General features: G+C 67.6%; 26 protein-coding genes. 13 read left to right on the top strand and 13 right to left on the bottom strand.

The genetic code is table 11. The features are described 5' to 3' along the window. Positions 1–80: 80 nt before the first annotated feature. Together ACFWF1_RS05840 and ACFWF1_RS05835 are read left to right on the top strand one after the other, a co-directional pair. Complete coding sequence (locus ACFWF1_RS05840; RefSeq protein ID WP_379282064.1) at positions 81–1,244, top strand: steroid 3-ketoacyl-CoA thiolase; 1,164 nt, start codon at positions 81–83, stop codon at positions 1,242–1,244. Positions 1,245–1,606: 362 nt separating this feature from the next. Beyond that, complete coding sequence (locus ACFWF1_RS05835) at positions 1,607–2,023, top strand: helix-turn-helix domain-containing protein (protein ID WP_011207048.1); 417 nt, start codon at positions 1,607–1,609, stop codon at positions 2,021–2,023. Positions 2,024–2,325: 302 nt separating this feature from the next. Here the strand turns inward: ACFWF1_RS05835 and ACFWF1_RS05830 are convergent, their stop codons facing one another. The 5 genes from ACFWF1_RS05830 to ACFWF1_RS05810 all read right to left on the bottom strand — a co-directional run bounded on the left by ACFWF1_RS05830 (position 2,326) and on the right by ACFWF1_RS05810 (position 6,808). After that, positions 2,326–3,336: a hypothetical protein gene (locus ACFWF1_RS05830; protein ID WP_379282063.1), complete on the bottom strand. Its 1,011-nt coding sequence runs from the start codon at positions 3,334–3,336 to the stop codon at positions 2,326–2,328. Continuing rightward, positions 3,333–3,848, bottom strand: coding sequence for an ImmA/IrrE family metallo-endopeptidase (locus ACFWF1_RS05825; protein ID WP_379282062.1), 516 nt, complete (start codon positions 3,846–3,848; stop codon positions 3,333–3,335). Before ACFWF1_RS05825 ends, ACFWF1_RS05830 begins: the two co-directional genes overlap by 4 nt. A gap of 10 nt (positions 3,849–3,858) precedes the next feature. After that, complete coding sequence (locus tag ACFWF1_RS05820; protein WP_379282061.1) at positions 3,859–4,773, bottom strand: hypothetical protein; 915 nt, start codon at positions 4,771–4,773, stop codon at positions 3,859–3,861. Between the two features lie 302 nt (positions 4,774–5,075). Further along, entirely contained in the window at positions 5,076–5,987 is a 912-nt protein-coding gene (locus ACFWF1_RS05815) for an SDR family oxidoreductase (RefSeq protein WP_379282060.1), read from the bottom strand. A gap of 32 nt (positions 5,988–6,019) precedes the next feature. Beyond that, positions 6,020–6,808 (bottom strand): SDR family oxidoreductase, encoded by a 789-nt coding sequence (locus ACFWF1_RS05810; RefSeq protein ID WP_379282059.1) that lies wholly within the window; start codon positions 6,806–6,808, stop codon positions 6,020–6,022. A 98-nt stretch (positions 6,809–6,906) separates the two neighbouring features. Here ACFWF1_RS05810 and ACFWF1_RS05805 point away from each other — a divergent pair, with 98 nt between their 5' ends. The 5 genes from ACFWF1_RS05805 (at position 6,907) to ACFWF1_RS05785 (ending at position 10,925) form a co-directional block, all read left to right on the top strand. After that, positions 6,907–7,671: an enoyl-CoA hydratase family protein gene (locus ACFWF1_RS05805; protein WP_379282058.1), complete on the top strand. Its 765-nt coding sequence runs from the start codon at positions 6,907–6,909 to the stop codon at positions 7,669–7,671. 15 nt (positions 7,672–7,686) lie between these two features. Continuing rightward, positions 7,687–8,571 (top strand): cholesterol ring-cleaving hydrolase subunit IpdA, encoded by an 885-nt coding sequence (gene ipdA / locus ACFWF1_RS05800; protein ID WP_379282057.1) that lies wholly within the window; start codon positions 7,687–7,689, stop codon positions 8,569–8,571. After that, a complete protein-coding gene (locus ACFWF1_RS05795; RefSeq protein WP_379282056.1) occupies positions 8,568–9,326 on the top strand; it encodes a CoA-transferase subunit beta in 759 nt (252 codons plus the stop codon). Before ipdA ends, ACFWF1_RS05795 begins: the two co-directional genes overlap by 4 nt. Then, on the top strand, positions 9,323–10,384 hold the full coding sequence (locus ACFWF1_RS05790) for an NAD(P)H-dependent flavin oxidoreductase (protein WP_379282055.1): 1,062 nt from the start codon (positions 9,323–9,325) through the stop codon (positions 10,382–10,384). Before ACFWF1_RS05795 ends, ACFWF1_RS05790 begins: the two co-directional genes overlap by 4 nt. Before the next feature lie 211 nt (positions 10,385–10,595). Continuing rightward, positions 10,596–10,925, top strand: coding sequence for a YbjQ family protein (locus ACFWF1_RS05785; protein ID WP_379282325.1), 330 nt, complete (start codon positions 10,596–10,598; stop codon positions 10,923–10,925). On the opposite strand, the gene ACFWF1_RS05780 is transcribed toward ACFWF1_RS05785, so the two are convergent. Genes ACFWF1_RS05780 through ACFWF1_RS05770 form a run of 3 tightly spaced genes read right to left on the bottom strand, consistent with a single transcriptional unit; the run spans position 10,926 to position 14,228 of the window. Beyond that, positions 10,926–12,398 (bottom strand): CoA transferase, encoded by a 1,473-nt coding sequence (locus ACFWF1_RS05780; RefSeq protein WP_379282054.1) that lies wholly within the window; start codon positions 12,396–12,398, stop codon positions 10,926–10,928. 10 nt (positions 12,399–12,408) lie between these two features. Next, positions 12,409–13,317, bottom strand: a complete 909-nt coding sequence (locus tag ACFWF1_RS05775; RefSeq protein WP_379282053.1) for a 3-hydroxyacyl-CoA dehydrogenase NAD-binding domain-containing protein — start codon at positions 13,315–13,317, stop codon at positions 12,409–12,411. Continuing rightward, positions 13,314–14,228, bottom strand: a complete 915-nt coding sequence (locus tag ACFWF1_RS05770) for a hypothetical protein (protein WP_379282052.1) — start codon at positions 14,226–14,228, stop codon at positions 13,314–13,316. Before ACFWF1_RS05770 ends, ACFWF1_RS05775 begins: the two co-directional genes overlap by 4 nt. A gap of 223 nt (positions 14,229–14,451) precedes the next feature. On the opposite strand from ACFWF1_RS05770, the gene ACFWF1_RS05765 reads away from it, so the two are divergent. After that, a complete protein-coding gene (locus ACFWF1_RS05765) occupies positions 14,452–15,330 on the top strand; it encodes a LysR family transcriptional regulator (RefSeq protein WP_379282051.1) in 879 nt (292 codons plus the stop codon). 1 nt (position 15,331) lies between these two features. Here ACFWF1_RS05765 and ACFWF1_RS05760 read toward each other — a convergent pair whose 3' ends face one another. From ACFWF1_RS05760 to ACFWF1_RS05740, 5 genes are all read right to left on the bottom strand, one after another. Then, positions 15,332–16,525: an acetyl-CoA C-acetyltransferase gene (locus ACFWF1_RS05760; protein ID WP_379282050.1), complete on the bottom strand. Its 1,194-nt coding sequence runs from the start codon at positions 16,523–16,525 to the stop codon at positions 15,332–15,334. Between the two features lie 10 nt (positions 16,526–16,535). Further along, a complete protein-coding gene (locus ACFWF1_RS05755; protein WP_379282049.1) occupies positions 16,536–17,159 on the bottom strand; it encodes a TetR/AcrR family transcriptional regulator in 624 nt (207 codons plus the stop codon). An 83-nt stretch (positions 17,160–17,242) separates the two neighbouring features. Next, positions 17,243–17,971 carry a hypothetical protein gene (locus tag ACFWF1_RS05750; protein WP_379282048.1) on the bottom strand — a complete coding sequence of 243 codons (729 nt, stop codon included), beginning with the start codon at positions 17,969–17,971 and terminating at the stop codon, positions 17,243–17,245. Positions 17,972–18,454: 483 nt separating this feature from the next. After that, complete coding sequence (locus ACFWF1_RS05745; protein WP_379282047.1) at positions 18,455–19,249, bottom strand: SDR family oxidoreductase; 795 nt, start codon at positions 19,247–19,249, stop codon at positions 18,455–18,457. After that, entirely contained in the window at positions 19,246–20,460 is a 1,215-nt protein-coding gene (locus ACFWF1_RS05740; protein ID WP_379282046.1) for an acyl-CoA dehydrogenase family protein, read from the bottom strand. Before ACFWF1_RS05740 ends, ACFWF1_RS05745 begins: the two co-directional genes overlap by 4 nt. A 78-nt stretch (positions 20,461–20,538) precedes the next feature. Between ACFWF1_RS05740 and ACFWF1_RS05735 the strand changes: the two genes are divergently transcribed. From ACFWF1_RS05735 to ACFWF1_RS05715, 5 genes are read left to right on the top strand one after another with little or no spacing between them, the layout of a single operon-like run. Further along, positions 20,539–22,092 (top strand): FadD3 family acyl-CoA ligase, encoded by a 1,554-nt coding sequence (locus ACFWF1_RS05735; RefSeq protein ID WP_379282045.1) that lies wholly within the window; start codon positions 20,539–20,541, stop codon positions 22,090–22,092. After that, positions 22,092–22,973, top strand: a complete 882-nt coding sequence (locus ACFWF1_RS05730; protein ID WP_379282044.1) for an enoyl-CoA hydratase — start codon at positions 22,092–22,094, stop codon at positions 22,971–22,973. Before ACFWF1_RS05735 ends, ACFWF1_RS05730 begins: the two co-directional genes overlap by 1 nt. Next, a complete protein-coding gene (locus ACFWF1_RS05725) occupies positions 22,974–24,158 on the top strand; it encodes an acyl-CoA dehydrogenase family protein (protein ID WP_379282043.1) in 1,185 nt (394 codons plus the stop codon). Next, entirely contained in the window at positions 24,155–25,162 is a 1,008-nt protein-coding gene (locus tag ACFWF1_RS05720) for an acyl-CoA dehydrogenase family protein (RefSeq protein ID WP_379282042.1), read from the top strand. The genes ACFWF1_RS05725 and ACFWF1_RS05720 overlap by 4 nt, the downstream gene beginning before the upstream one ends. Further along, entirely contained in the window at positions 25,159–26,214 is a 1,056-nt protein-coding gene (locus ACFWF1_RS05715) for an acyl-CoA dehydrogenase family protein (RefSeq protein WP_379282041.1), read from the top strand. The genes ACFWF1_RS05720 and ACFWF1_RS05715 overlap by 4 nt, the downstream gene beginning before the upstream one ends. Positions 26,215–26,236: the final 22 nt, after the last annotated feature.

Here is a 26,236-nt window from a genome sequence, read left to right as displayed (position 1 = left end):
GATCAGGGAAGAAACCGGACAGAACCGCCTCCTCTCTACCGGAACTCGTTTCAGTTTCCGTATCGAACGAAAGGTTGGACATGGGCACACCCGTCATCGTCGAGGCCGCTCGCACCCCCATCGGCAAGCGCGGCGGCTGGCTGGCCGGCCTGCACGCCAGCGAGCTGCTCGGCCTGGCCCAGCGCGGACTGCTCGAGCGCGCGCACCTGGATCCGGCCCTGGTCGAGCAGGTCATCGGCGGCTGCGTCACCCAGGCGGGCGAGCAGTCCAACAACGTGACCCGGGTCGCCTGGCTGCACGCCGGATTGCCCTGGCAGGTCGGCGCGACCACCATCGACGCGCAGTGCGGCTCGGCCCAGCAGGCCAATCACCTCATCGCCGGGCTCATCGCGACCGGCGCCATCGACATCGGCGTCGCCTGCGGCATCGAGGCGATGAGCCGAGTTCCGTTGGGCGCCAACGTCGGCGAGCACGCCGGGCCGCGCAGGCCCGCATCCTGGAACATCGACCTGCCGAATCAGTTCGAGGCGGCCGAGCGGATTGCCAAGCGGCGCGGCATCACTCGCGCCGACGTCGACGAATTCGGCGCCCGCTCGCAGCGCCTGGCCGGACAGGCCTGGGCCGAAGGTCGCTTCGATCGCGAGGTGCTGACCATCTCCGCACCCGCAGTAGATAAAGAGGGAAACCTGACGGGCGAGAAGCTGGACGTGTCACGCGATCAGGGCCTGCGCGAGACGACCATCGAGGGGCTGGCAAAGCTGAAGCCGGTGCTGGAGGGTGGCATTCACACCGCGGGCAGCTCGTCGCAGATCTCCGACGGCGCCGCCGCGGTGCTGCTGATGGACGAAAAGGCCGCGCAGCGAGCCGGATTGCGGCCGCGCGCGCGGATCGTCACCCAGGCGTTGGTCGGCGCGGAGCCGGAGTTCCATCTGGACGGCCCGGTTCAGGCCTGCTCGCGGCTACTGGAGCGATCGGGTATGACCATCTCCGACATCGATCTCTTCGAAATCAATGAGGCGTTCGCCTCGGTGGCGTTGTCGTGGGCCTCGGTGCACCGGCCCGACATGGACCGGGTGAACGTCAACGGCGGCGCGATCGCGCTCGGCCATCCGGTCGGCTCGACCGGATCCCGGCTCATCACAACGGCTTTGCACGAGCTGGAGCGAACCGGCCGCAGCACCGCCATGGTGCTGATGTGTGCCGGTGGCGCATTGGCGACAGGGACCATCATCGAACGGATTTAGGGCCTTCAACCCCTGGAAACAGGATTGTTGAACGTTCATCCCCCAGGCCCGGAAACGTGTCGTACGCCACATGATGTCTTCGACTTGCAACTAGATGAGACGTCAGCTATCTTTCCGCTATCAGGACCGTATCGGGGAAGACCTCCGCGACGGGCCAGAACCGGTCCGTACCTCGGCTTCTCGAGAGCCGTTGGGGTGACCCGCAAACGCGACGGTCCCAGTGCCTTCGCCGGAGCGGCACCTAGAAGCTTCAAGGAAATCCGGAATCAGGCGTAGGTTTTCAGTTACTGAGCCGCTAATATCAATGATACGTATCCGAGATAACGACTGTTAGTACAGCGAAGGGAATTGGGCGGCTCACAATGGCTGATTTCGCGGCGCGGCTGAACAAGCTGTTCGAAACCGTGCATCCCCCGGGGCGTAAGCCGCACACCAACGCGGAGGTTGCGGCTGCGCTGACTGCCTCCGGACATCCGATCTCGAAACCGTACCTGTCGCAGTTGCGGTCGGGACAACGGACGAACCCGTCCGATGAGACGGTGGCCGCCCTGGCGAAGTTCTTCAAGGTCAAGCCGGACTACTTCTTCAACGACATCTATGCCGCCAAGATCGATCATGATCTGGAGTTGCTGTCCCAGCTGCAGGGCTACGGACTGCGACGGCTGTCGAGTAGAGCGTTCGACCTGTCCGAAGAATCTCAGAACCTACTCACGTCCATGGCGGAGAAGTTGCGGGCAAGTGAAGGCTTGCCCGAAATTCCTCCGGATGGCACCGAATAGGTTCGCTTGCACGACAAGCACAGTGCGACCCGTCCGGGTCGCACTGTGCTGTGTTATGTGTGCGTCCAATGCGGAGAGCGGACAGGGTGGGCCCGGAGAAATAGGGGCGTGCCGTGTCAAGGCCGCTGACGATGTCTCGATCTCCGCCGGGTGCAAGCACATTCGACAATTTTGGAACTAGCGCACGCGCAAGTTTTCCCGGGACAACTGATTTCGACTCAACCGTATCCGGGACTACTGTCCCGGACGCTCATCTCGCAGCACGCACTAGTGCGTGGAATACACGCTGGCGCCCTTCGCGCTCAATTTCGGACGTGCTCCAGCGATGTCGCGTCATACGCCCTGGCGATCGCCTGGACCCAGCCACGCGGACTAATCCCCTCCGGCGGAGCAATCCACCGCGCGTCGACCGCCACATCGCCCAAAGGGTTTCTCGCCCACTGCGCCACGGTGTCCGCGCGCTCGGCCACCGATCGGGGCGGCGGCGGCACCGCGGCGAGCACCACGCCACCGCCCGACTGCAGATACAGGGCGTCCATGATCTGTGCCACTTGGTCGGACGCCTTCAACTGAGTCGACGTGCCGGTCTGGTCGTGCGCGACCACCTCGGGGAAGCGACCGATCATGATGCGGTGCAGCAGCCGAATCTGGCGCAGCAGCACCCGCGCGCGCACCCACAGCTCCACCACGATCCACACGGCGCCGAACGCGACGAGCAGGCTCGCGATTTCCCACGCCTGCCACGCCCAGTTCGGCTGGGCCGGCGGCACCGGTGGCGCGTCGGTGAACGCGCGCCGAATTTCCAGCACCGCGAGCACCGCGACCACCGCGGACCCGGTGGTGTAGATCGCGATGCCGCGACCGAGCGTGGTCCAGTCGAGGTTGCGCAGGCCGGTGATGACGATGAACACCGCGCCGAACGCGACGACCTCCCAGCCGAAGGTGAACGACCACGCGATGGCCGCGGCCACCGCCACCAGACCGATGCTGTAGATCACCATGGCGACCTGACGCAGGTTCTGCCGGGAGACCACCGGCCAGGCGGCCGAGGCGACCACCGAGGTGGCCGTCACGAAGGCGATCCAGGACGACACCACCACACCGTCGGACAGCCAGCCCGCGTGCACGCCGTGCGGGCGCAGGTTGTCGATGGCCACGGCGATCTCGGGCACCGCGACGGTGGCGGCCAGCGCGACGGCGGCGACCGCGACCACGATGGCCACCCGGGCCGTGGTGGCCGGCTTCACCAGCACGCGCCCCACGCGCGCGCCGGCCGCCATCCAGACCAGCAGTGCCGTCAACCAGAGGGTCATCCCAGCGCCTCATCGAATCGAAGGACCGAGACGCCTGCGCCCCGGCTGTTGAACACGCGAAGCCGGGTCATCAGCATGGCGGCGAAGGTCTCGGCCTCCCACTCGGCGAGCTCGTCGGCGCCGTCGTCGACGATCTGCTGGTGCGCCCGCTGGCTCAGCATGTACGCGATCAGATCGTCGCTGGCTTCCAAGGTCACCTCGGGCGCGGGTGCGCCCTCGTGGTTGAACACGATGTGCCCCAACTCATGTGCCAAGGTGTGCTCCCGGCTCGGCAGTGACCGGGCCAGCACGATCACGTCGCGATCGGGGTAGAGCCTGCGCTGCCCGCACACTCCCGGCCCCAATTCCGCACTGGCGATTTCGATTTCGCGATGCCGCTCGCTGGCGATGGCGAGCACCACCTCGTCGAGGGTGGTCGCATCGGAGTCCGCCGCGACGGCACACACAGCATCCACCGCAGCCGCGACCCGACGGTAAGACCGCGAGCTGCTCTGAGTCTTGCTTTCACTCATGCCTGCACCCTCACGGCCTCGGGAAGAACATGGCACGGGCGGCGTCGACTCGGGCCTGCGCGGCCGAGGCACCCTGGAAACTCACTGCGCCGGAACCGGCTCCGGCCAACCCGAGGGCCAGCAGGCCGCCGATCACCGAGAGCAGTTTGGGTTTGGGGAGCCCGTCGTTGGCGCTTGTCGGGCGCACGTCGGGGTTGGGCTTGGCGGGGGCCGCCTGCACCGGGGCGGGCGGGGCAGGCGGAGGCGGCGGTGGCACCGCCGCCGGAGCCGCGGCGGGCGCGGGCACGAGTACCGGCAGCGCCGGGATGGCCGGTATCACCGGGGAGGGCACCGGCGGGACCGCGACCGGCGGCGCGGCGGGGGGAGCGGGCGGCGCGGGGATCGGGATCAAGAGCAGCAGCAGCGGGGCGGCGGAACCGACAGCCGCCGAGCCGACAGCGGCGGAACCCACTGCGGCAGAACCGGTTGCGGCCGAACCGACACCGGCGGAGCCGACTCCGGCCGAGCCGACACCAGCAGAACCGACACCGGCCGAACCGACACCTGCGGAACCCACTGCGGCGGAACCTGTTGCGCCCACACCGATTCCGGCTGACCCCACGGCGGCGGAGCCCGTTGCCAGCGCACCAACACCCGCGGAACCGGTGACGCCGAGCCCGGCAGAACCGGCGCCGAGGACGATGCCGAGTCCGGCCGAACCCGAACCGAGCGTCAAACCGAGCCCGGCGGATCCGGTACCGAGCACTGCGCCGAGTCCGGCAGAACCGGCGGCACCGGCCGCAGCTGAACCACCGGCCGCCGCGGAACCGCCTGCCGCCGATCCGCCGGCCGCAGCGGAACCGGCAGCGGCGGAACCGGCGGCCGAGCCCGAACCGATCGCGGGATTGGTCGGCACCGCGCTGACGTCTGTGGGCTGACCGGGCACCGACAGTGGGTACCAGGGATCTCCGGTGTCATAGGGCGGCGGAGCGGGGTCTACAGCGCATCCTGGACACCGTTGCGAGGGCTGTGCTTCGGCCGCGACCGGGCCGAGTAGCGCAAAGCCGGCCACAATCCCAGCTACCGCGACCACACGGAACGTGCGACCAATGGCCATGCGCCGGACCTTCCCCTCATTCATAAAGCGCAGATCTCACCCGGTCGCGACTCTCACACGGGACTTTTAACGGATGGGGGCCATAGTAAACCCCTATCGGTAGGTGCGCAGGAAGAAGGTCGTAAGCCTGGTCAGGCCCCATACACCGGTTCGGGCGGCATCCCCTTGGCAATCAGGTCAGCTACCACCGGGCCCAGTTCGGCAGGCGACCACCTGGCGCCGCGATCGACCGCGACGCCGTGCCGCCACCCGTCGGCCAGGGCCACTTTCCCGCCCTCGACCTCGAACATGCGTCCGGTGACCGCCGCGGATTGCGCGCTGCCGAGCCAGACGACCAGCGGCGAAATGTTCTCCGGAGCCATCGCGTCGAAGCCGTCGTCCGGTCGCGCCATCGTCTCGGCAAACACGGTTTCGGTCATCCGCGTCCGGGCCGCAGGTGCGATGGAATTCACAGTCACTCCGTAGCGGGCGAACTCCGCGGCAGCCGTCAGTGTGAGTCCCGCGATGCCCGCCTTGGCCGCGCCGTAGTTGCCCTGACCGACGCTGCCCTGCAGGCCGGCGCCGGAGCTGGTGTTGATGATCCGGCCGTCGACCGGACGACCCGCTTTCGACTCCCCGCGCCAGTACTCGATCGCATGCCGCATGGTGACGAAGTGCCCCTTGAGGTGGACCCGGATCACCGCGTCCCACTCGTCCTCGCCGAGGTTGACCAGCATCCGGTCGCGAACGAAGCCTGCGTTGTTGACCAGCACGTCCAGCCCGCCGAAGGTGTCCACCGCCTGGCGGATAAGCCGTTGGCCGCCTTGCCAATCCGCGATGTCGTCGCCGTTGGCCACGGCCGTGCCGCCGAGCGCGGCGATCTCCGCGACGACCTGCTCGGCGGGGGTCTCGCCGGTCGCGGCGCCGTCCAGCGCCGAGCCGAGATCGTTGACCACCACCCGCGCTCCGGCGGCGGCGAAGGCGAGGGCGTGTGCGCGTCCGATGCCGCGGCCCGCGCCGGTGACGATGACGGTGCGGCCTGCGCAGATCTGCTCGGTGTCCATACCTGTGTCCTCTTCGTGGGTGTCCGTTGTTTTCAGGACTGCTGACCGATGTCCGCGGTGGACGCGGCCAGGAAGGCGGGGCGCTCGCCACCGCCGTGCACCAGCAGGGCGGCCCCGCTGACGTAGCCGGCCAGCGGGGAGGCGAGGAAGACGGCGCAGCGGCCGACGTCGTCCGGCTCGGCCATCCGGCCGAGCGGGATGGTCTGTCCCACCGCGTCGATGCCGGCCTGGTCGCCGTAGTGCAGCTGGCTCTGCTCGGTGACGACCGGGCCGACGACGAGCGAGTTGACCCGCACCTTGGGCGCCCATTCGACGGCGAGCGACGCGGTCAGGCTGTCCATCCCGGCCTTGGCCGCGCCGTAGGCGGCGGTGCCCGGGGACGGCCGGTGGCCGCTGACACTGGAGATGTTGACGATCGAGCCGCCGTCCGGCTGCTGCTGCATGACCGTGTTCGCCGCCTGGGAAACCAGCAGCGGCGCAAGCAGATTCAGCTCGACGATCTTGGCGTGGAAGTTCTTGCTCGCGGTGGCGGCCAGCGCGAACGGGGCGCCGCCCGCGTTGTTGACGAGGTGGTCGAGGCGACCATGGCGCGCGATGACCGCATCGATCAGTCCGCGCACCGCATCGGAGTCGCGAATATCACAGGGCAGGAATTCGATGGCGCGGCCGTCGGCCTCGACCGGTGCGTCGCCCGGCCGCCGGGCGCAGGCGAGCACCGTCGCACCCGCGGCGAGGAACGCCCTGCTCACCCCGGCACCCACGCCACGGACGCCGCCGGTCACCAGAACTACGCGGTCGGCCAGATCGATTTCGAGTGCCACCGTGCTAACCTACCAAGCAACTGCTTGCTTTGCCAATGCTGGGCCCGGCCGAGCCTGGTCGCTCACGGTGGGCCGTGGCCTGCACGAAGGGATAGTCGATGGGGATCAACCGTCACTCCGAATCAACCGGCATCACCGTGGTCACGGTCGACTATCCGCCGGTCAACGCGATACCGACGGACGGCTGGTTCGATATCGCCGACGCCGTCCGGGAGGCCGGGCGGGACAGGGAAACGCGAGTCGTGGTGCTGCGCGCCGAGAATCGCGGTTTCAACGCCGGTGTCGATATCAAGGAGATCCAGAGCAAGCCGGGTCATCAGGCGCTGATCGACGCCAATCATGGCTGCTTCGAGGCCTTTGCGGCGGTGTACGACTGCCCGGTGCCGGTGATCGCGGTGGTGCAGGGCTTCTGTCTCGGCGGCGGAATCGGCCTGGTCGGTAACGCGGACGTCGTGATCGCCTCGGACGACGCCACTTTCGGCCTGCCCGAGGTGGATCGCGGCGCGCTCGGCGCGGCCACCCACCTGTCCCGGCTGGTGCCGCAGCATCTGATGCGGGCGCTGTTCTACACCGCGAGCACCATCACCGCGCAGCAGTTGCAGCACTTCGGCTCGGTGTATCAGGTGGTGCCGCGCGCCGAACTCGACGCCGCGGCAATGGAAGTCGCCAAGAACATCGCGGCCAAGGACGGCCGGGTGATCCGCGCGGCCAAGCGCGCGCTCAACGGCATCGACCCGCAGGACGTGCACCGCAGCTACCGGTACGAGCAGGGATTCACCTTCGAACTCAATCTCGCCGGTGTCGCCGACGAGATCCGCGCCCGGTTCGACGACGATCTGGCCGCGCGCAAGGCCGAACAGTAAGGGAACTGAACAGTCATGCGAGACAAGCGAATGTCGCTCGACGAGGTCGTCGGCGAGTTGCGCAGTGGAATGACCATCGGGATCGGCGGCTGGGGGTCGCGGCGCAAGCCGATGGCGCTGGTGCGGGCAATCCTGCGGTCGGACGTCACCGATCTGACGGTGGTCAGTTACGGCGGACCTGATCTGGGACTGTTGTGTTCGGCGGGCAAGGTGCGCAAGGCGTACTACGGCTTCGTGTCGCTGGATTCCGCGCCGTTCTACGATCCGTGGTTCGCGCACGCCAGAACCTCCGGTTCGCTGGCGGCGCGCGAGATGGACGAGGGCATGCTCAAGTGCGGGCTGGAGGCGGCCGCGGCGCGGTTGCCGTTCCTGCCGATCCGGGCCGGGCTCGGCTCGGATGTGCCGAACTTCTGGGACGGTGAATTGCGCACGGTCGCTTCGCCTTACCCGGACGCCGACGGGCAGGCCGAGACGCTCATCGCGATGCCCGCGTTGCATCTCGATGCGGCACTGGTGCATCTGAACATCGGTGACCGGCACGGCAATGCCGCCTACACCGGTGTCGACCCGTACTTCGATGATCTGTACTGCCTGGCCGCCGAGCGTCGCTACCTGTCGGTCGAGCGGATCGTCGAGACCGACGAGTTGGTGAAAACCGTTCCGCTGCAATCGCTGCTGCTCAACCGGATGATGGTCGACGGCGTCGTCGAGGCGCCCAACGGTGCGCACTTCACCCTGGCCGGCGACAGTTACGGCCGGGACGAGAAGTTCCAGAAGCACTACGTGCAGTCGGCGAAGACACCCGAGGCGTGGCAGCAGTTCGTCGACAAGTATCTGGCCGTCTCCGAGGACGAGTACCAGGCCGCCGTGCGTGAGTTCGCACAGGAGGGTTCACGATGACCAGCACCGAGACCATTACTCGCGCAGAAGTCTGCGCGGTCGCCTGCGCGGAAATCTTCAGTGGCGCAGGCGAAATCATGGCCAGCCCGATGTCGCCGATGTCGATCATCGGCGCCCGCCTCGCCAAGCTGACCACCGAACCGGATCTGCTCCTCTCCGACGGTGAGGCGCTGCTCTTCGCCGACACTCCCCCGCTGGGCGGCAAGGCGCCGATCGAGGGCTGGATTCCGTTCCGCCGCGTGTTCGACGTGGTCGCCTCCGGCCGGCGGCATGTGGTGATGGGCGCCAACCAGATCGACCGGTACGGCAATCAGAACCTGTCCGCGTTCGGTGCCTTGCAGCAGCCGACCCGGCAGATGTTCGGTGTCCGTGGGGCGCCGGGCAATACGATCAATCACGCGACCAGCTACTGGGTTTCGCGGCACACCAACCGGGTGTTCACCGATCGGGTCGACATCGTGTCCGGCGTCGGCTACGACAAAATCGACCCGGCCAACCCGGCCTTCCGGTTCCACCACCTGCACCGGGTCGTCACCAACCTGGGCGTGTTCGACTTCGCGGGCCCCGAGCACACCATGCGGGCCCGCAGCCTGCACCCCGGCGTCACCGCCGCCGAGGTCGCCGAGAACACCTCGTTCGAGATTCACGGTCTCGCCGATGCGGGAGAATCCCGGCTGCCCACCGCCGAGGAACTGCGGCTGATCCGGGACGTGCTGGATCCCAAGAAGATTCGCGACACCGAGGTGCCGTCATGACCGGTCGGCTGCGGACACCGCTGACCGAACTGGTCGGCATCGAACATCCCGTCGCGCAGACCGGCATGGGCTGGGTGGCGGGTCCCAGCCTGGTCGCGGCCACCGCCGAGGCGGGCGGTCTCGGCATCCTCGCCTCGGCCACCATGACCTACCCGGAGCTCGAAGCGGCGGTCGCGAAAACCAAGGCGCACACCGGGAAACCGTTCGGCGTGAACATCCGCGCCGACGCCTCGGACGCACCCGAGCGCATCGATCTGCTGATCCGGGAAAAGGTGGCGGTCGCGTCGTTCGCGCTCGCGCCCAAGCAGGACCTCATCGCCAAGCTGAAAGACGCGGGCGTGGTGGTGATTCCGTCGATCGGTGCGGCCAAGCACGCGGTGAAGGTCGCGTCCTGGGGTGCCGACGCGGTGATCGTGCAGGGCGGCGAGGGCGGCGGGCACACCGGTCCCGTGGCCACCACGCTGCTGCTGCCGTCGGTGCTGGACGCGGTCGATATCCCGGTGGTGGCCGCGGGCGGCTTCTTCGACGGTCGCGGCCTGGCCGCGGCGCTGGCCTACGGCGCGGCGGGCGTCGCGATGGGCACTCGTTTCCTGCTCACCCAGGAGAGCACCGTGCCCGAGGCCGTCAAGCAGGAGTACCTGCGCAGGCAGCTGCAGGACACGGTGGTCTCCACCAAGGTCGACGGCATGCCGCACCGGGTGCTGAACACCGAACTGGTGCAGCGCCTGGAACATTCGGGCCGCACCCGCGGGCTGGCCGCGGCAGTGGCCAACGCCGCCAAGTTCAAGAACATGACCGGCATGAAGTGGTCCACCCTGGTGCGCGATGGACTGACCATGCGAAAGACCAAGGACCTCACCTGGTCTCAGGTCGTGATGGCCGCCAATACGCCGATGTTGTTGCGCGCCGGTCTGGTCGAGGGCAACACCCAGGCGGGGGTGCTCGCCGCCGGTCAGGTCACCGGGATCATCGAGGACCTGCCCACCTGCCAGGAGCTCATCGACCGCATCGTCGCCGACGCGATCGCCCGGATCGAGGCGCTGCAAAAGAACCTCTGAGCCCGCACCGCGAATCCCCCGCACCCGCCGTGGGAGCGGGGGCATTTCGCTCAGCGAACCGCGGTCGCCAGGCAGGTGACCGGGCCCGTACGATCCGCTCATGAACCAGCCGATGCCCCCGCAATACCCCCAGCAGCAGCCCGGATTCCAGCAGCAGCCACCGCCCGGGTACCAGCAGCAACAGCAACCTCAGCCCGCACCGCAGTTCCCCATCCTCGTCTCCACCATGAACGACGTGCCAGGCCACGAGGTCATTCGGGTGTTCGGCGAAGTGGCGGGCCTGACCGTCCGCAGCCGCGGCATCGGCTCCAACCTCGCCGCGGGCTTCCGCTCGCTCGGCGGCGGCGAGATCACCGAATACACCCAGCTGCTCTACCAGTCCCGCCACGAAGCGATCATGCGAATGTGCCAGCACGCCATGTCCTTCGGCGCCAACGGCATCCTCGCCATGCGCTTCGACTGCAACGAGATCGCCAACACCATGAGCGAGGTCGCCGCCTACGGAACGGCCGTGCTGCTCAAGCCTGCCGAGAAGGCGTAGTTACGCGGCGAGCCATTCCGGGCGGCTGGAGCCGCGGGGTGCCAAGCCGAACCGGTACCGGCCGGGCGTCCGCGACATCCGGACCTGCTCGGTGACGCCCTGGTACATCCCCGCGGGGCCGTCCATGGTGAAGAGGTCCGGGTCGAGGTAGCGGTGGTCGTCGTCGGAGTCGAGCGTGGCGGCCACGTACTCCTTGTCGAAGATGCCCAGGCTCAATGTCCAGAGCGCGACCCGGGACAGGCTCACGTGCACGCGATAGCTGCCGCCCTCCTCGGCTCGACGCTGCAACGCGGCGGCGATGGCGATAGTGGACAGCCAGGGCATGATCCAGTCGTTAACCACACCTAGGATCGGCAGCCGTGGTGCGTCGAGACTGCCCTCCAGCAGCGTCATCCCGGTCGCGACGCCGGCGTTCTGGTCGAACCCGACGCGATCGGCCCATGGCCCGGTCTGCCCGAAGAGCGAATTGGTGACATGGATGATGCCCGGCCGGATCTCGGCGGCGTCCGCGGGCGAGAGCCCGTGCCGGTCGAGGTAGCCCACCCGCCGGTTGGCGTAGAAGATATCCGCTCCCCGCAACAGTTCTCGCATCTTTGTGATGTCGTCGGCGGTGTCGAAATCGAGGAACGAGGAGCGCACGCCGACATTCGCGGTTCGATAGAGCGTGTCGAGTTCCCCTTCCCGCGCCCGCCAGATGTTGAGCACGTCGGCACCGTGCAGGGCGAGGGTGCGGCCGATCCCCGCGCCCGCGATGATGTGTGCGTGGCCGAGTGCCCGGAGGCCGTCCAGCGGCGCGGTGCCACCGGCGGGCAGCGGCTCGGGATCGCTGTCGCCGATCTTCTCGACGGCGATCAGCGGCATATTCGCCAGCACCTCGGTGAACTGTCGTTCGGCCATCAACTCTTCCAGACCGAGCGCTTTGGTCAGCACCACGCCCGCGCTGGCGGCGGCAGCCTCGAGTTCGGTGGAATTCCAGGTACGTACTTGGCGTGCAACGGATTCGACGCTGTCGGTGGCACCGAGCAGCTCGAGCAGGTCGGACTTCAACTTCGGATAAACCGGCACCGGCATCACGTGGCGGTCGTCGGCGGTGCGGTAGAACCGCAGCGCGTCGACCGACGCCGGGTCCAATGGCTGCGGTAACTCGCCGTTGAGCATCTCCCATTTGCCGTCGTAGAAGGGACACAGCCGATGCGGCGCCTTGCGCAGGTCCATGCTGATGTCCTGGCCGGGGCCGCCGCGCAGCTGCCACAGCTTGGCCATGGCGACCGACTTGCCGACGAGCGCGATGCCGGGCGCGGCGGCCAGGCTCAGCGTGCTCGACACGATCGGGTCGGCGCCGACGAAGGTGATCTCGCCGCCCGAGTCCTCGGCGGCCAGGCCGACGCCGCCGAGCACCTCCTGCAATTCGGCGTGCGGGTCGACCGGCCGGTTCTTGTTGTGCAGCGCGTTCTTCAGACGTTGAGTGAGCATGGCCGACCTCTCAGACGCTCGGGCTGGTGTAGACGTCATCGACCTTCGCCAACGCTTCGAGTACCGCGTTCGTGCGGCGATCGCGCTTGTCGACCAGCCGCTGGTAGTTCTGTTCACCGGAACCGTATGTGCCCTCGATGTTCTCGATCAGTGACTCCATCGCCGCCGGATCCGACGAGGGCCGGCCCGGCTCGATCTTGCCGACTTCCGCGCCGACACCGGCGAACAGATGCCGTGCGCCACCGGGGCCGCCGCCCAAGACATTGCCTTCGAAGAGGCCGATGGTGGCCCAGCGCAGGCCGATCGAGTTCTGCAGAATGATGTCCAGGTCTTCGACGCTGACCACGCCCGACTGCACCAGATAGGTGGCCTCGGTGCTCAGCACCTCCTGTAGCCGGTTGGCCACGAATCCGGGGAGTTCCTTACGGATCACGACCGGGACGCGGTCGAGTTCGGTGTAGAGCGCGACGGCGCGGGTGACCGTCGATTCGTCGGTCTTCTTGCCGGGCAACACCTCTACGAGCGGCATGAGCTCCGGCGGATTGAAGGGGTGCCCGACCAGGATGCGGCCCGCGTTGTCCAGGTCGGCCGCGATCAGGGACGCGGTGATCGATGAGCTCGAAGTGGCCAGCACGGCGTCGGCGGGTGCGGCGCGCAGGATTTCGGCGAAGATCTGTTGCTTGATGGGCAGCCGCTCCGGTCCGTTCTCCTGGACCAGGTCGGCGTCTCGCACAGCCGCTGCCAGGTCCGCGGTCCACGACACGAGGTCGTCGGTGCCGAAGGTGGACTCGACCAGTTCGCCGAGATCGGGACGCGGGTCGGTGATCGTCACCCGCCAGCCGTGCCGCTGTGCCAGTCGAGCCCAGGACAGCCCGATCACGCCCGCGCCGACCACGGCCATGGTGCGCTCAGTACTCATTGGACACCTACGATTCCGGTCAGTGACTGACCCTCGAATTTCGCGATGACGCTGTCGGAGGAGCCGTCCAAGGCCACGGCGCGGACGCTACCGCCGAGGTCGGCGACATAGGCCAGGCCTGCCTCGAGATCGACGGCCAGGCCGATGGCCTCGGCGAAACCGCGAGCGAGGATTTCCGGATCATCGCCGGGTTCGCCGCGCGCTGGAACCGGCGCGCGATTGAGTGTGTTGCCTGCGGGCTCAGCGCCGCGGTCGGTCCAGTAGAGGTAGCCGTTGGTGGTGTCCAGCCAGAGGTCGATCGGCTCGGGCAGGCGGTCCCACAGCACCTCGATATCGGTGCGCGCGGCGGCCGTTTGCCCTTCCGGCATAACAAGATTCGCGCGGAAGATGCGGCCGCGGCCGCCCTTGGCGGGACCTTTCTGGGTCCAGTACAGCGCGTTCCCGGCCGGGTCGATGGCGATGCCGACGCATTCTTCTGCCTTGTCTCCGGTCGCGGGATTGACCACCAGATCCGTCAATCCCGTGCCGTCGAGCGCGACCCGGCTTACCCGATGACCTTCTCGGTCGCTCCAGTAGAGCTGTCCGGCAACGAAATCCGCGTCGAGTTGCTTGCCGGTGGTCAACGCGCCGACAGGGAGGACCTGCTTGCGATCCGTGCCGTCGAGTGCGGCGGACTCGAGCGAACCGTTCTTCGGCGAGAAGTCGTAGTTGTTGTCGTCGAGCGGCAAGGCCGGATCGAAATCGGGCACGCCCATGTTGGTCCAGTAGATGCGTCCGGCGGTCTGGTCATAGACGATGCCGTCGGGAACCGGGCCGACCTCACTGAGCACCGTCGTCACGGACCCGTCGGTCAGGTCGATGCGGGCGATGCTGCGGCTTGCCAGGTTGAGTACCAATAACTCCTGGAACACGAGACACCTCCATGGTGTGGCCACCTGCTCGAGCGGGTCGACTTCCACGCTAATTCGATAGGTCAGCTAACGGGATTACCATGTTCCACAGTGTGACTATGTCCACGCCGATAACAATCGGAAACGGCGTCTAGCAGCGACTTTATCGCACGGGCGAATTGTCAGAAATGTCCGAGGCCAGCCAACCGGAGCACGATCGAGTCAGATAGTTACCATGTCGCAAATGGAGATCTACCATCTGCGTTACTTCCTGACCGTCGCCCGAGAGCTGAATTTCACCAAGGCGGCACAGGCGTTGCAGATGTCGGTCCCACCGTTGAGACAACGCATCAAAGCCCTCGAAACCGAGCTCGGCACACCGCTGTTCGAACGCTCCCACCGCCACGTCCGGCTGACCCCGACCGGCGAACGACTGGTGCCGCTGGCCCTGTCGATCGTCACCGACTTCGACGCGCTACCCGACCGACTGACGGCCCCGGACGATCAGCAGATCGAGGTGCGCTTCGCCATCCCCGAACTGCTCAGCACCGACATCAGCCACCGGCTCACCGCCGCGATGACCGATCTCGCCGCCGGCTACACCTTCGCACTGGAGCAGATGCGCTCCGCCGACATCGGGGCCAGCCTGCGCAGCAACCACATCGACCTCGCCCTGTCCCACATCCCCGCCTCCGGATCGGGCGTCGAGTCCGCCGTCATCGCCACCGAACCGATCGGTGTCCTCGTCGACGCCACCCTGTTCGAGGGCCGAACCTCGGTGCGGGTAGCCGACTTACGCGGCTTCACCCACATCCAAGGCCCCAAACACTGGGAACTGGCCCTAGGCCACCGAGCCAAAGCCGCCCTCTCCGGCGCAGGCATCAGCGAGGGCCGAGGCCGCTTCAAAACCCTCGACGGCATGCTGATGATGCTCCGCCAAACCCAAGGTTTCATCGTCGCCCCCTTCGACTCCGAAGGCCTACACACCGTCGACCGAACCGAATACCGCTTCCTCCCCGTCGAAGACCTCAATCTCGACGTAAGCACCGCCCTACTCTGGCGCGCTGACGACACGCGGTTCACGCGGCTGGCCGCCGAGCTCGCCGCACGTCTACCCAGCTAGTTCACCGGTCGAGCCGCTCGATGATGGTGGCGTTGGCGGTGCCGCCGCCTTCGCAGATGGTGAGTAGGCCGTAGCGGCCGTTGATGCGTTCTAGTTCGTTGAGGAGGGAGGCGAAAAGTTTTGCGCCGGTGGCGCCTAGGGGGTGGCCGAGGGCGATGGCGCCGCCGTTGACGTTGACGCGGTCGGGGTCTGCGCCGGTTTCTTTCAGCCAGGCCAGGACGACCGGGGCGAAGGCCTCGTTGATCTCGATTACGTCCATGTCGTCGATGGTGAGGCCGGTCTTTTCCAGGGCCCACTTGGTGGCGGGGATCGGTGCGGTGAGCATGAAGATCGGGTCGGCGCCGCGGGCGCTGACGTGATGGATGCGGGCCCGCGGCGTCAATCCGTAAGCCTCGACGGCCCATTCGGAGGCGAGCAGGGTGGCGCTGGCGCCGTCGGAGATCTGGCTTGCGACAGCGGCGGTCAGCGGGCTGCCCTCGGCGAGCGGCGGCAGTGACGCCATCTTCTCGAGGCTGGTTTCGCGCGGTCCCTGATCGATCCAGAAGTCGCCGACCGGCACGATCTCCTTGTCGAAGCGGCCGTTCTTGATGGCATCACGCGCGCGCTCGTGGCTGCGTAAAGCCCAGCGCTCCATGTCTTCTCGGCTGATGTTCCACTTCTCGGCGATCAGCTGCGCGGCCCGGAACTGGGTGACCTCGGCGGTGCCGTAGCGATGGTCCCAGCCTTCGGAACCGACGAACGGCGAGTCGAACCCGTATTCCTTGCCCGCATACATGGCGGCCGAGATCGGGATGGCGCTCATGTTCTGCAGCCCGCCCGCGACGATCACCTCGGCGGTGCCGCTCATGATGGCCTGCGCACCGAAATTGATGGCCTGCTGGCTCGATCCGCACTGGCGATCCACGGTGACACCGGGCACCTCTTCCGGATAGCCCGCGGCCAACCACGCGGTGCGGCCGACGTTTCCGGCCTGCGGGCCGACATTGTCGACGCAGCCGACGATCACGTCGTCGACGTTGCCCGGGTCGATCGTGTTGCGGTCCAGCAGTCCGCGCAGTGCGGCCGCGCCGAGGTCGGCGGGGTGCACGGCGGCCAGCGCGCCGCCGCGCTTGCCGACCGGGGTGCGCACCGCGTCGATCACGTAGGCGTCCCGCAGCGGGGTGTAGGGGCGGCGTGGTGCGGATGGTGCTGACATCTTGGAACTCCTACGTGGTTTGCTCGGCCTCGGACAGCGTGAGGCCGTCGAGCACGATGGTCAGGTACTGCTTGGCGAGGTTGTCGACGGTGATCGGGCCGCCGGGCTGATACCAGCGCACCGCGACCCACACGGTGTCGCGCAGGAATCGGTAGGCCAGTTCGACGTCGATCTCGGGCCGGAAGCTGCCGTCGGTCACGCCGTTGGTGAGCACCCGATGCCAGAGCTCGCGGAACTCGCGGTTGTAGTCGGCGATGTAGGTGAACCGCTCTGCGGTGCGCAGCCGCTTGGCCTCGGCCTGGTAGATCGCCACCGCGGCGTGGTGCCGATCGAACGACTGGTAGGACGCGATCACCAAGGCTTCCAAGGTGTCTCGCGGGCTGAGCCCGGCACCGACGATCTCGCGATAGTGCCCGAACAACTCGTCGAGGAAGCCGCGCAGGATCTCGTCCACCATCGACTCTTTGGAATCGAAGTGGTGGTAGAGGCTCCCCGATAGAATTCCGGCCGCGTCGGCGATATCGCGCACGGTGGTGGCGCGCAGGCCGCGTTCGGCGAACAGTTCGGCCGCCAGCGTGAGCAGTTCATTGCGCCGTGCTGATTTCGAAGCCTCGGGTGCGGTCACATCGGCCATAATACAACCAAGCATTTGCTTGGTACAGGGTGCCGCGCGATCAATCACGCCAGCGGCGGTTGACAGGTCATGTTCGAGAGGGTTCAGCGCACCGAATATCGCAGGGGCGAGGACACCGATAGGTCGGCTAGTAGCCGGTCACAGATCACCACCGGCTCGACGCCCGCGCGCGCCATCCGCGCCACCAAGGCGAGCCGGCGTTCGCAGCTGTCCCACTCGACGGTGAGCTGGCCGCGCCCCGGCCCGGCGTCCACCGTCGCCATCACCCGCGGCGGGCCGTAGGCCATCGGCTCTTCGATCAGCTTGAGCACCATCCCGCGCTGCCACGCCTGATAGGTGTCCATGTCCGCGCCGACCACCAGCTTGTCGGTGGCGGCACAGAGCCCCTGGGCGATCTCTTCGTCGAAGGCCACCCGGTCGAACCGGAACTTCCGGCACTTGGCCACCACGTCGAGCAGGTCCGCGCGCACCTCGCACAGCAGCGCGGACTGCCGATGCCTGCGCCGGTCCAGCTCGGACTCCGCCGGATCGGAGCCGAGCCCGATCTGGTTGGCCCGCTCCCGATCTCGCGCCATATCCGCGCGCAACGCCGCCCGCGGGTCGCGCGTCACCTCGCGCTCGTCGACGGCGTATTGCTCGAGAATCTGTGCCGCACGCATCGCGGTCGCACATTCGGAGGCGTGCTCCATCAATTCGGCGCCGAGTGTTAGCGCGGCGAGCACCATGCTGTCCAGCCTGCGCCTGGCTAGCACCACTTCGCGCACCAATTCGAGTTCCAGTTGTTCGCGGGCAGCTGGGCTATCCAGGCCCATAGCCATCGCCCCTTTGGAGAGTGCGGGATCCGATCTCAACCAGCATCGCACACCCCGGGGACATCTGGCGTGACCTTTTCTACCTGATCAGCCGCCCATTTGCTCGAGGTACGCCGGAAGCTGGAAGGCGATCGCACTCTGGCGCGATCCGCCGGGCGTCCAGTCTGCTGTCCGCTGCCGGACACCTACCGCAGCCAACGACCGGCAACGCGAACGCGATTGGCGCAACTGTTTGCGAAAAATGTTGCGCGCTATGACAGATCGCCGAAATTTCCGGTGCGCGGCGCCGGTTATCCGCGAAGATCGCGGAGCGGCACTCGACCGCGCGATACCGGCTCGACTCCCGCGAAATCACCCATTCGGACCATTGATCGAGTTCCCCGCGATGGGATATTCCTGCCTATTACCACTGCGGCACGACCGGTCGCGGTCGACAAAATTCGTCGCCCCAGCAGCACCAGCTGGGGAATTCACTGAACCGCCTCAGGCGCGTTGACTGCTGACCGAGACGACCTCGCCGGTCAGATAGGACGTGTAATCACTGGCCAACATGGCGATGGTGGCCGCGACCTCCCACGGCTCGGCGGCCCTGCCGAAGGCCTCCCGCTCGGACAACCGATCGAGCAGTTCGGTCGAGCTGACCTTGTCCAGGAAGGCGTGCCTGGCGATGCTCGGGGCGACCGCATTGATCCGCACACCGAGTTCGGCCGCCTCGACGGCACTGCATCGGGTCAGCGCCATCACGCCAGCTTTGGCCGCGGCGTAGTGCGCCTGCCCGTGCTGCGCGCGCCAGCCGAGCACGCTGGCGTTGTTGACGATCACGCCGCCGTGGCCCGCCTCGCGGAAGTAGCCGAGCGCGGCGCGGGTACAGCGGAAGGTGCCGTTGAGAGTGATGTCGAGAACGCGATCCCACTGCTCGTCGGTCATGTCGACCACCGGGGTCTCGCCGCCGAGTCCGGCATTGTTGACCATGATGTCGATCCGGCCGACCGCCTCGGCCGCGCCGCGTACCAGCGCGTTGACCTGCTCGGTGCTCTGCACATCACAGGCGATCGAGGCGACCTTGCGCGCCGGGAATTCGGCCGCGAGCTCGGCGGCCGTCGCGGCCAGCCGCCGCTCGTGCCAGTCGGAGACGACCACGTCGGCGCCCTCGTCGAGCAGCCTGCGTGCGGTGGCCGAGCCGATGCCGGTGCCCGCCGCGGCGGTGATGACGGCGGTACGCCCGGTCAGCAGTCCGTGTCCTGGAATGGGCTGTGGCGCAACAGAAAGATCAGTCATGGACGGGTCTCCCGTGGCAGGCCGAGCACGCGCTCGGCGATGATGTTGCGCTGCACTTCGTTCGAACCTCCGTAGATCGTGTCGGCGCGGGTGAACAGGTACATCCGCTGCCATTCGTTCAGGTCGTGCTCCTCGGCCACCATGCCCGCGGGGCCGAGCACGGCCATGGCGAGCTCGCCGAGGCCGCGATGCCAGTTGGCCCACAACAGTTTCGCGACCGAGGCCTGTCCGCCGTCGTCGACGCCCGCGCCCTCCATGGTGCGAATCGCGTGGGCGCGCAACACCCGCAGGCCGACCCAGGCGCGGTCGATCCGATCGGCGATGAGCGGGTCCTCGGCGGCGCCGGTGCGGCGGGCCAGCGCCTCGACGTTGGCGAGCTCCCTGGCGAACCTGATCTGCTGGCCGAGCGTGGAGATGCCGCGCTCGAAGGTCAGTGTGCCCATGGCGATGCGCCAGCCCTCGCCCGGCGCGCCGATCACCAGGTCCGCGGCGGTGCGGGCGTTGTCGAAGAAGACCTCGTTGAATTCCGAGGTGCCGGTCAGCTGGACGATCGGACGCACATCGACACCCTGCTGATGCATCGGAACCAGCAGGTAGGACAGGCCCTTGTGACGCACCGAGCCGCGCTCGGTACGCGCGATCACGAAGCACCAGTCGGCGAGGTGGGCCAGCGAGGTCCAGATCTTCTGCCCGTTGATCGACCATTCGTCGCCGTCGAGCTGGGCCGCGGTGGTGATCCCGGCGAGGTCCGAGCCTGCGCCCGGCTCGGAATAGCCCTGGCACCACAGCTCGGTCACCGTGCGGATGCCGGGCAGGAAGCGCTCCTTCTGCGCCTGGGTGCCGAAGGCGAGCACGGTCGGCCCGAGCAGTTCCTCGCCGACGTGCGAGACCCGGGACGGCGCATTCGCTTTCGCGTACTCCTCGTGGAAGATCACCTGCTGGCGCACGGTCGCCTCGCGGCCGCCGTACTCCTTGGGCCAGCCGAGGCAGGTCCAGCCCGCGGCGGCCAGGTGCCGGTCCCAGGCGAGGCGCTCCTCGAAGGCCTCGTGTTCGCGGCCCGGTCCGCCGAGCCCGCGCAGCTCGCGGAATTCGCCGTTCAGGTTTTCCGCCAGCCACTCGCGCACGTCGGCGGCGAATCGCGCGTCTTGCGTCGCGGAAAACCGCCCGCCCGGCTCGGCGGTGTCGGATTCTGAGGTCTGGATCGCACCCACGCCGGTAGGATAACCTACCAAGCACTTGCTTTGTAGGGCGCTTGCATAAGTGCCCCGACACGGACGGTAAGGACAACCGTGACACCCCCTGCACTCACGACACCGCTGGCGCTGCAACATGCCGCGCGCACGTTCGGTACCGCTCCCGCCCTGGCCGACGGCCCGGTGCGGCTGGACTGGGCCGAGCTGCTCGCGGCGGTCCAGGAGGTGGCGCGGGCGCTCATCGCGCGCGGCGTGCAATCGGGCGACCGGGTGGCGATGTGGGCGCCCAACACCCATCACTGGGTCGTCGCGGCGCTGGCCGCGCACTACGTCGGCGCGTCGCTGGTGCCGTTGAACACCCGCTACGTCGCCGATGAGGCCGCCGACGTGCTGGTCCGGGTCGACGCGCGGGCGCTGTTCATCGCGGGCACCTTCCTCGGCCGCGATCGGCTGGCCGAATTGCGTGCTACCGCACCGGAACTCGATATCGAGACGGTGATCGTCATCCCGGTCGAGCCGGGCACCGAGACCAGCGACGAGACCGCGTTCGACTGGGCCGAGCTCGCGGGCATCGCCGAAAAAGCCACCCTGGCCGAGGCCGAGGAGCGCGCGGCGGCGGTCAGTCCCGAGGACACCGCCGACATCCTGTTCACCTCCGGCACCACCGGCCGCAGCAAGGGCACCGTGGTGGCGCATCGGCAGGCGCTGTCGGTGGTGCGGGCCTGGGCGGAGTGCACGACGCTCAACGGCGACGACCGATATCTAGTGGTGAGCCCGTTCTTCCACAACTTCGGCTACAAGGCGGGCATCCTGGCCTGCCTGGTCACCGGGGCCGCGATCATCCCGCAGGCGGTGTTCGACGTGCCCGCCACGATGCGGCTGGTGAGCGCGGAGAAGATCACCGTGCTGCCCGGGCCGCCGACGATCTACCAGACGATTCTCGACTACCCGGACCGCGGCGGCTTCGACCTCAGCACGTTGCGGGTCGCCGTGACAGGTGCGGCGACCGTACCGGTGGTGCTGGTCGAGCGGATGCGCTCGGAACTCGACTTCGATGTCGTCATCACCGGTTACGGGCTGTCGGAGGCGTCCGGGTTCGGCACCATGTGCCGCGCGGACGACGACGCGGCGACCATCGCGGGCACCTGCGGGCGCCCGATCGCCGACTTCGAACTGCGGCTCGCGCCGAACGGCGAGGTGCTGTTGCGTGGACCGAACGTGATGCTCGGCTACCTCGACGATCCCGAAAGTACCGCGGAGACCATCGATTCCGACGGCTGGCTGCACACCGGCGACATCGGCACGGTGGACGAGCGCGGCTATCTGAAGATCACCGACCGGCTCAAGGACATGTACATCTCCGGCGGGTTCAACGTCTATCCCGCCGAGATCGAGCAGGCCCTCGCCCGGCTGGACGGCATCGCCGAATCCGCGGTGATCGGCGTGCCGGATACCCGAATGGGTGAGGTGGGCAAGGCTTTCGTGGTCCGCAAGGCGGGCGCTCAGCTCACCGCGGATCAGGTGCTCGCCCACGCCACCACCGTGCTGGCCAATTTCAAGGTGCCGCGGTTCATCGAATTCCGCGATCAGCTGCCTTACAGCGCCGCCGGGAAAGTGCTCAAGCGTCAACTACGTGAGGAGATTTCGTAATGTCGGAACCGATCCCGGACGAGGGTGACGTCGTCACGTACGAGGTGCGTGGTCGCACGGCGATCGTCACGCTGAACCGGCCGGACTACCGCAACGCGCAGAACTCGGTGATGACCTACGCGCTCGACGCCGCCTTCGTGCGGGCCGTCGAGGACCCCGAGGTCGGAGTGATCGTGTTGGCGGGCAACGGAAAACACTTCAGCGCCGGGCACGATATCGGCACTCCCGGCCGCGATCATCACATTCACTACCCGAACAAGGCGGCGCTGTGGTGGGACCACGTCGACAAGGTCGGCGGCGATCAGCGGTTCGCTCGGGAGCTCGAGGTCTACCTCGGCATGTGCAGGCGCTGGCGCGAGATTCCCAAGCCGACCATCGCCATGGTGCAGGGTGCGTGCATCGCGGGCGGGTTGATGCTGGCCTGGGTGTGCGATCTGATCATCGCTTCCGATGACGCATTCTTCTCCGATCCGGTTGTGCGGATGGGTATTCCGGGCGTCGAGTATTTCGCGCACCCGTGGGTGATGGGGCCGCGGGCCGCGAAAGAGTTCCTGTTCACCGGGGATCGGTTCGGTGCGGCGCAGGCCAAGGAATGGGGCATGGTCAACCGAGTGGTGCCAAGGGCCGAGCTGGAAGCCGAGACGCTCGCGTTGGCCGAAAAGATCGGCACCATGCCGCAATTCGGGCTCGCGTTGACGAAGAAGGCGGTCAACCAGGCCGAGGATCAGATGGGCATGCGCAACGGGATGGATTCGGTGTTCGGGCTGCATCACTTCGCGCACGCGCACAACGCCGAGGTCGGTGCCGATTCGCTGGGAGGCATGAACGCCAAAACGATGAAGGCCAAGGCGTCCTCGACCGGCGAGAACGGGGCGTCGTAAGTGGATCTCGAGATAGATCGGGCGACACAGGAATTCCAGGCCGAGGTCCGCGAGTTCTTGGCTGCCAACAAGCCTGCGCAGCCATTGCCCTCGATGGACACCAAGACCGGATTCGAGGCACATCGCGCCTGGGAGCGCACCCTCGCCGATGCTCGACTGTCGGTCGTCGCGTGGCCCGAGGAGTACGGCGGCCGGGACGCCTCACTGCTGGAGTGGGTGCTGTTCGAGCAGGAGTACTACGCCGCGGGCGCGCCGGGACGGGTGAGTCAGAACGGCATCTTCCTGCTGGCGCCAACACTTTTCGAGCACGGCACGCCCGAACAACTCGACCGGATCATGCCCCGGATGGCGCGCGGTGAGGACATCTGGGCCCAGGCCTGGTCGGAGCCGGAGGCGGGTAGCGATCTCGCGGGCATCCGCTCGACCGCGCGGCGTACCAATGGCGGCTGGCTGCTCAGCGGGCAGAAGACGTGGAGTTCGCGAGCGGCCTACGCGGACTGGGCCTTCGGCCTGTTCCGCAGCGATCCCGAGGCGGAGCGGCACAAGGGTTTGACCTACGTGATGTTCCCGCTGTCCGCGGATGGTGTTTCGGTACGGCCGATTCCGCAGCTGGACGGCGAACCCGGCTTCGCGGAGATCTTCCTCGACGAGGTGTTCGTGCCCGATCGTGACGTGATCGGCGAGCCCGGCGAGGGCTGGCGCGTGGCGATGAGCACGTCCAGCAATGAGCGCGGGTTATCGCTGCGCAGTCCAGGGCGGTTCAGCGCGACGGCGCAGCGGTTGATCGACCTGTGGCTCGAGACCGGCGACGAGACCAACACCGGGCAGCGAGATGCCGTGGTGGACGCCTGGATCGGCAGCGAGGCGTACCGGCTGCACACCTTCGGCACGGTGACCCGGCTGAACGAGGGCGGCAAGCTGGGCGCGGAATCCTCGATCACCAAGGTGTTCTGGTCCGAGCTCGATATCGCCATGCATGAGACCGCGCTTGACGTGCTCGGCGCGAGTGCCGAACGGTCCGGGCCGTGGACCGACGGCTATCTGTTCTCGCTGTCCGGCCCGATCTACGCGGGCACCAACGAGATTCAGCGCAACATCATCGCCGAGCGGCTGCTCGGACTACCTAGGGGGTCGGCAGCCGGCGAAGCCGGCGGGGTGGGTAAGCACAGAGGGAGCAGCCGATGAGATTCGCGCTCAGTCCCGAACAACTCGACTTCGGCACCAGCGTGCGTAAGCTGCTCGACGCGGGTCGCACGCCCGCGGCGGTACGCGGTTGGGCGACCGGTGATCCGCGCCCAGGACGCAACCTGATCCGTCAGTTGGCGGGTGCCGGTGTGCTCGGTCTGGCCATCGATGACGAGCACGGCGGTGTCGGTGCCGAACCCATCGACCTGGTGGTGGCGTTCGTCGAGCTCGGCCGCGCCGCCGCGCCTGGTCCACTGGTGGAGACGGCTGCCGCGATACCCGCTCTGCTGCAAGCACTTCCGGATAAGAGCCTGGCCGGTCGCTGGCTGCCCGGCTTCGCCGAGGGTGCCGCGCTGGGCACGATTGCTTTCGACGACGGTGTGGCGCTCGACGCCGACAGCGCGGAGGTCGTGCTGATCGCGGACGGCGGTCAGCTGCACACCGGTCACCGGACCGGGCTGGTGCGGTCGATCGATCCGGCGCGCCGCCTGTTCGCCGTGGCCGCCGACGAGTCGGTCGCCGAGGACGTTGCCGACGCCATCGCCATCGGGTTCGATACCGGCGCACTCGCCTGTGCGGCACAGCTGCTCGGCGCCGGGCGCGCGCTGCTGGACTCCACCACCGGATATGCCAAGCAGCGCAAGCAGTTCGGCAAGCCGATCGGCGAATTCCAAGCCGTCAAACAGAAGCTCGCCGACGTGTTGATCGGGCTGGACCTAGCCGAACCGCTGCTCTACCGCGCCGCGCTCACCATGGGTGACGCGACGCGCGGCCGCGATGTCTCGGCCGCCGTGATCGCCTGCGGCGACGCGGCTTACCGGGCCGCCAGGGCGGCCCTGCAAGTGCACGGCGCGATCGGCTACACCGCCGAATACGACCTGTCGCTGTGGCTGACCAAGGTCACCGCGCTCCGATCTGCCTGGGGCACACCGGATCTGCACCGAGCGCGGATCGCCGGCTCGCTCCGCGACGCGGCGGAACGGCAACTACGAGGGACGGCATGACAAGCACCGAACACCAGGAGTTCACCGCCTCGGTGCGGGCACTGCTCACCAAGCACGCCGGCTCGGCCGCGGTGCGCGCGGCGATGGACACCGAACTCGGCTACGACCAGGCCCTCTGGCAGCGACTGTGCGAGCAGATCGGCGTAGCGGCACTGGCTATTCCCGAGGAATACGGCGGCGTCGGCGCCGGTCTGGTCGAATCCCTGCTCGTGGTCGGTGAACTCGGCCGCACTCTCGCCGGTGTCCCGATGCTCGGCTCGGCCGTCCTCGGCACCCAGGCCCTGCTGCTGTCCGGTGACGCCGAGGCCTGTGCCCGCCTGCTCCCCGAGGTCGCCGAGGGTACCCGCACGCTAGCCGTGTGCTGGGCCGGCGAAACCGGCTGGGATGAACCAGGAGTCCACGAGTCGGACGGAACCCTCACCGGCACCGCCTATTACGTGCTCGACGGCCACACCGCCGACACCTTGATCGTGCTCACCCCGACCGGCTTCTTCGAGGTCGATCCCACCACCACCGGGGTCAACCGACACGTCGTCCCCACCATGGACCCCACCCGCAAACTCACCGAGATCACCTTCGCCGCAGCCGAAGCCCACCCCCTCGGCACCACCGACCCGGCCCTGGCCATCGCCCGCCTACGCGAAATCGCTTGGGCCGCAATCGCCGCCGAACAGGTCGGCGCCGCCGACCACTGCCTGCAGATGACCGTCGACTACACCAAGTCCCGAGTCCAATTCGGCCGCCCCCTCGGCAGCTTCCAAGCCCTCAAACACCGCATGGCAGACATGTACGTCCTGCTGGAGTCGGCCAAGTCCGCCTCCGCCGCCGCCACCCTCGCGGTAGCCGAAGCCACCCCCGCCGCGGCCGAAGACACCTGGGTGGCCCGCCTGCACTGCTCGGACACGCTGGCCACCATCACCGCCGAAACCATCCAACTACACGGCGGCATAGCCATCACCTGGGAACACGACGCCCACCTCTTCTTCAAACGCGCCCACGCCGACACCCACCTCTTCGGCACGCCCCGCCGCCCAGTCCCGCATAGTTCCTGAAAGACCAGGTCAAGGCCCCGGT

It is taken from the genome of Nocardia sp. NPDC060255 (assembly GCF_042727395.1).
Lineage (GTDB): Bacteria > Actinomycetota > Actinomycetes > Mycobacteriales > Mycobacteriaceae > Nocardia.
This window is presented reverse-complemented; position numbering and strand designations above follow the sequence as displayed.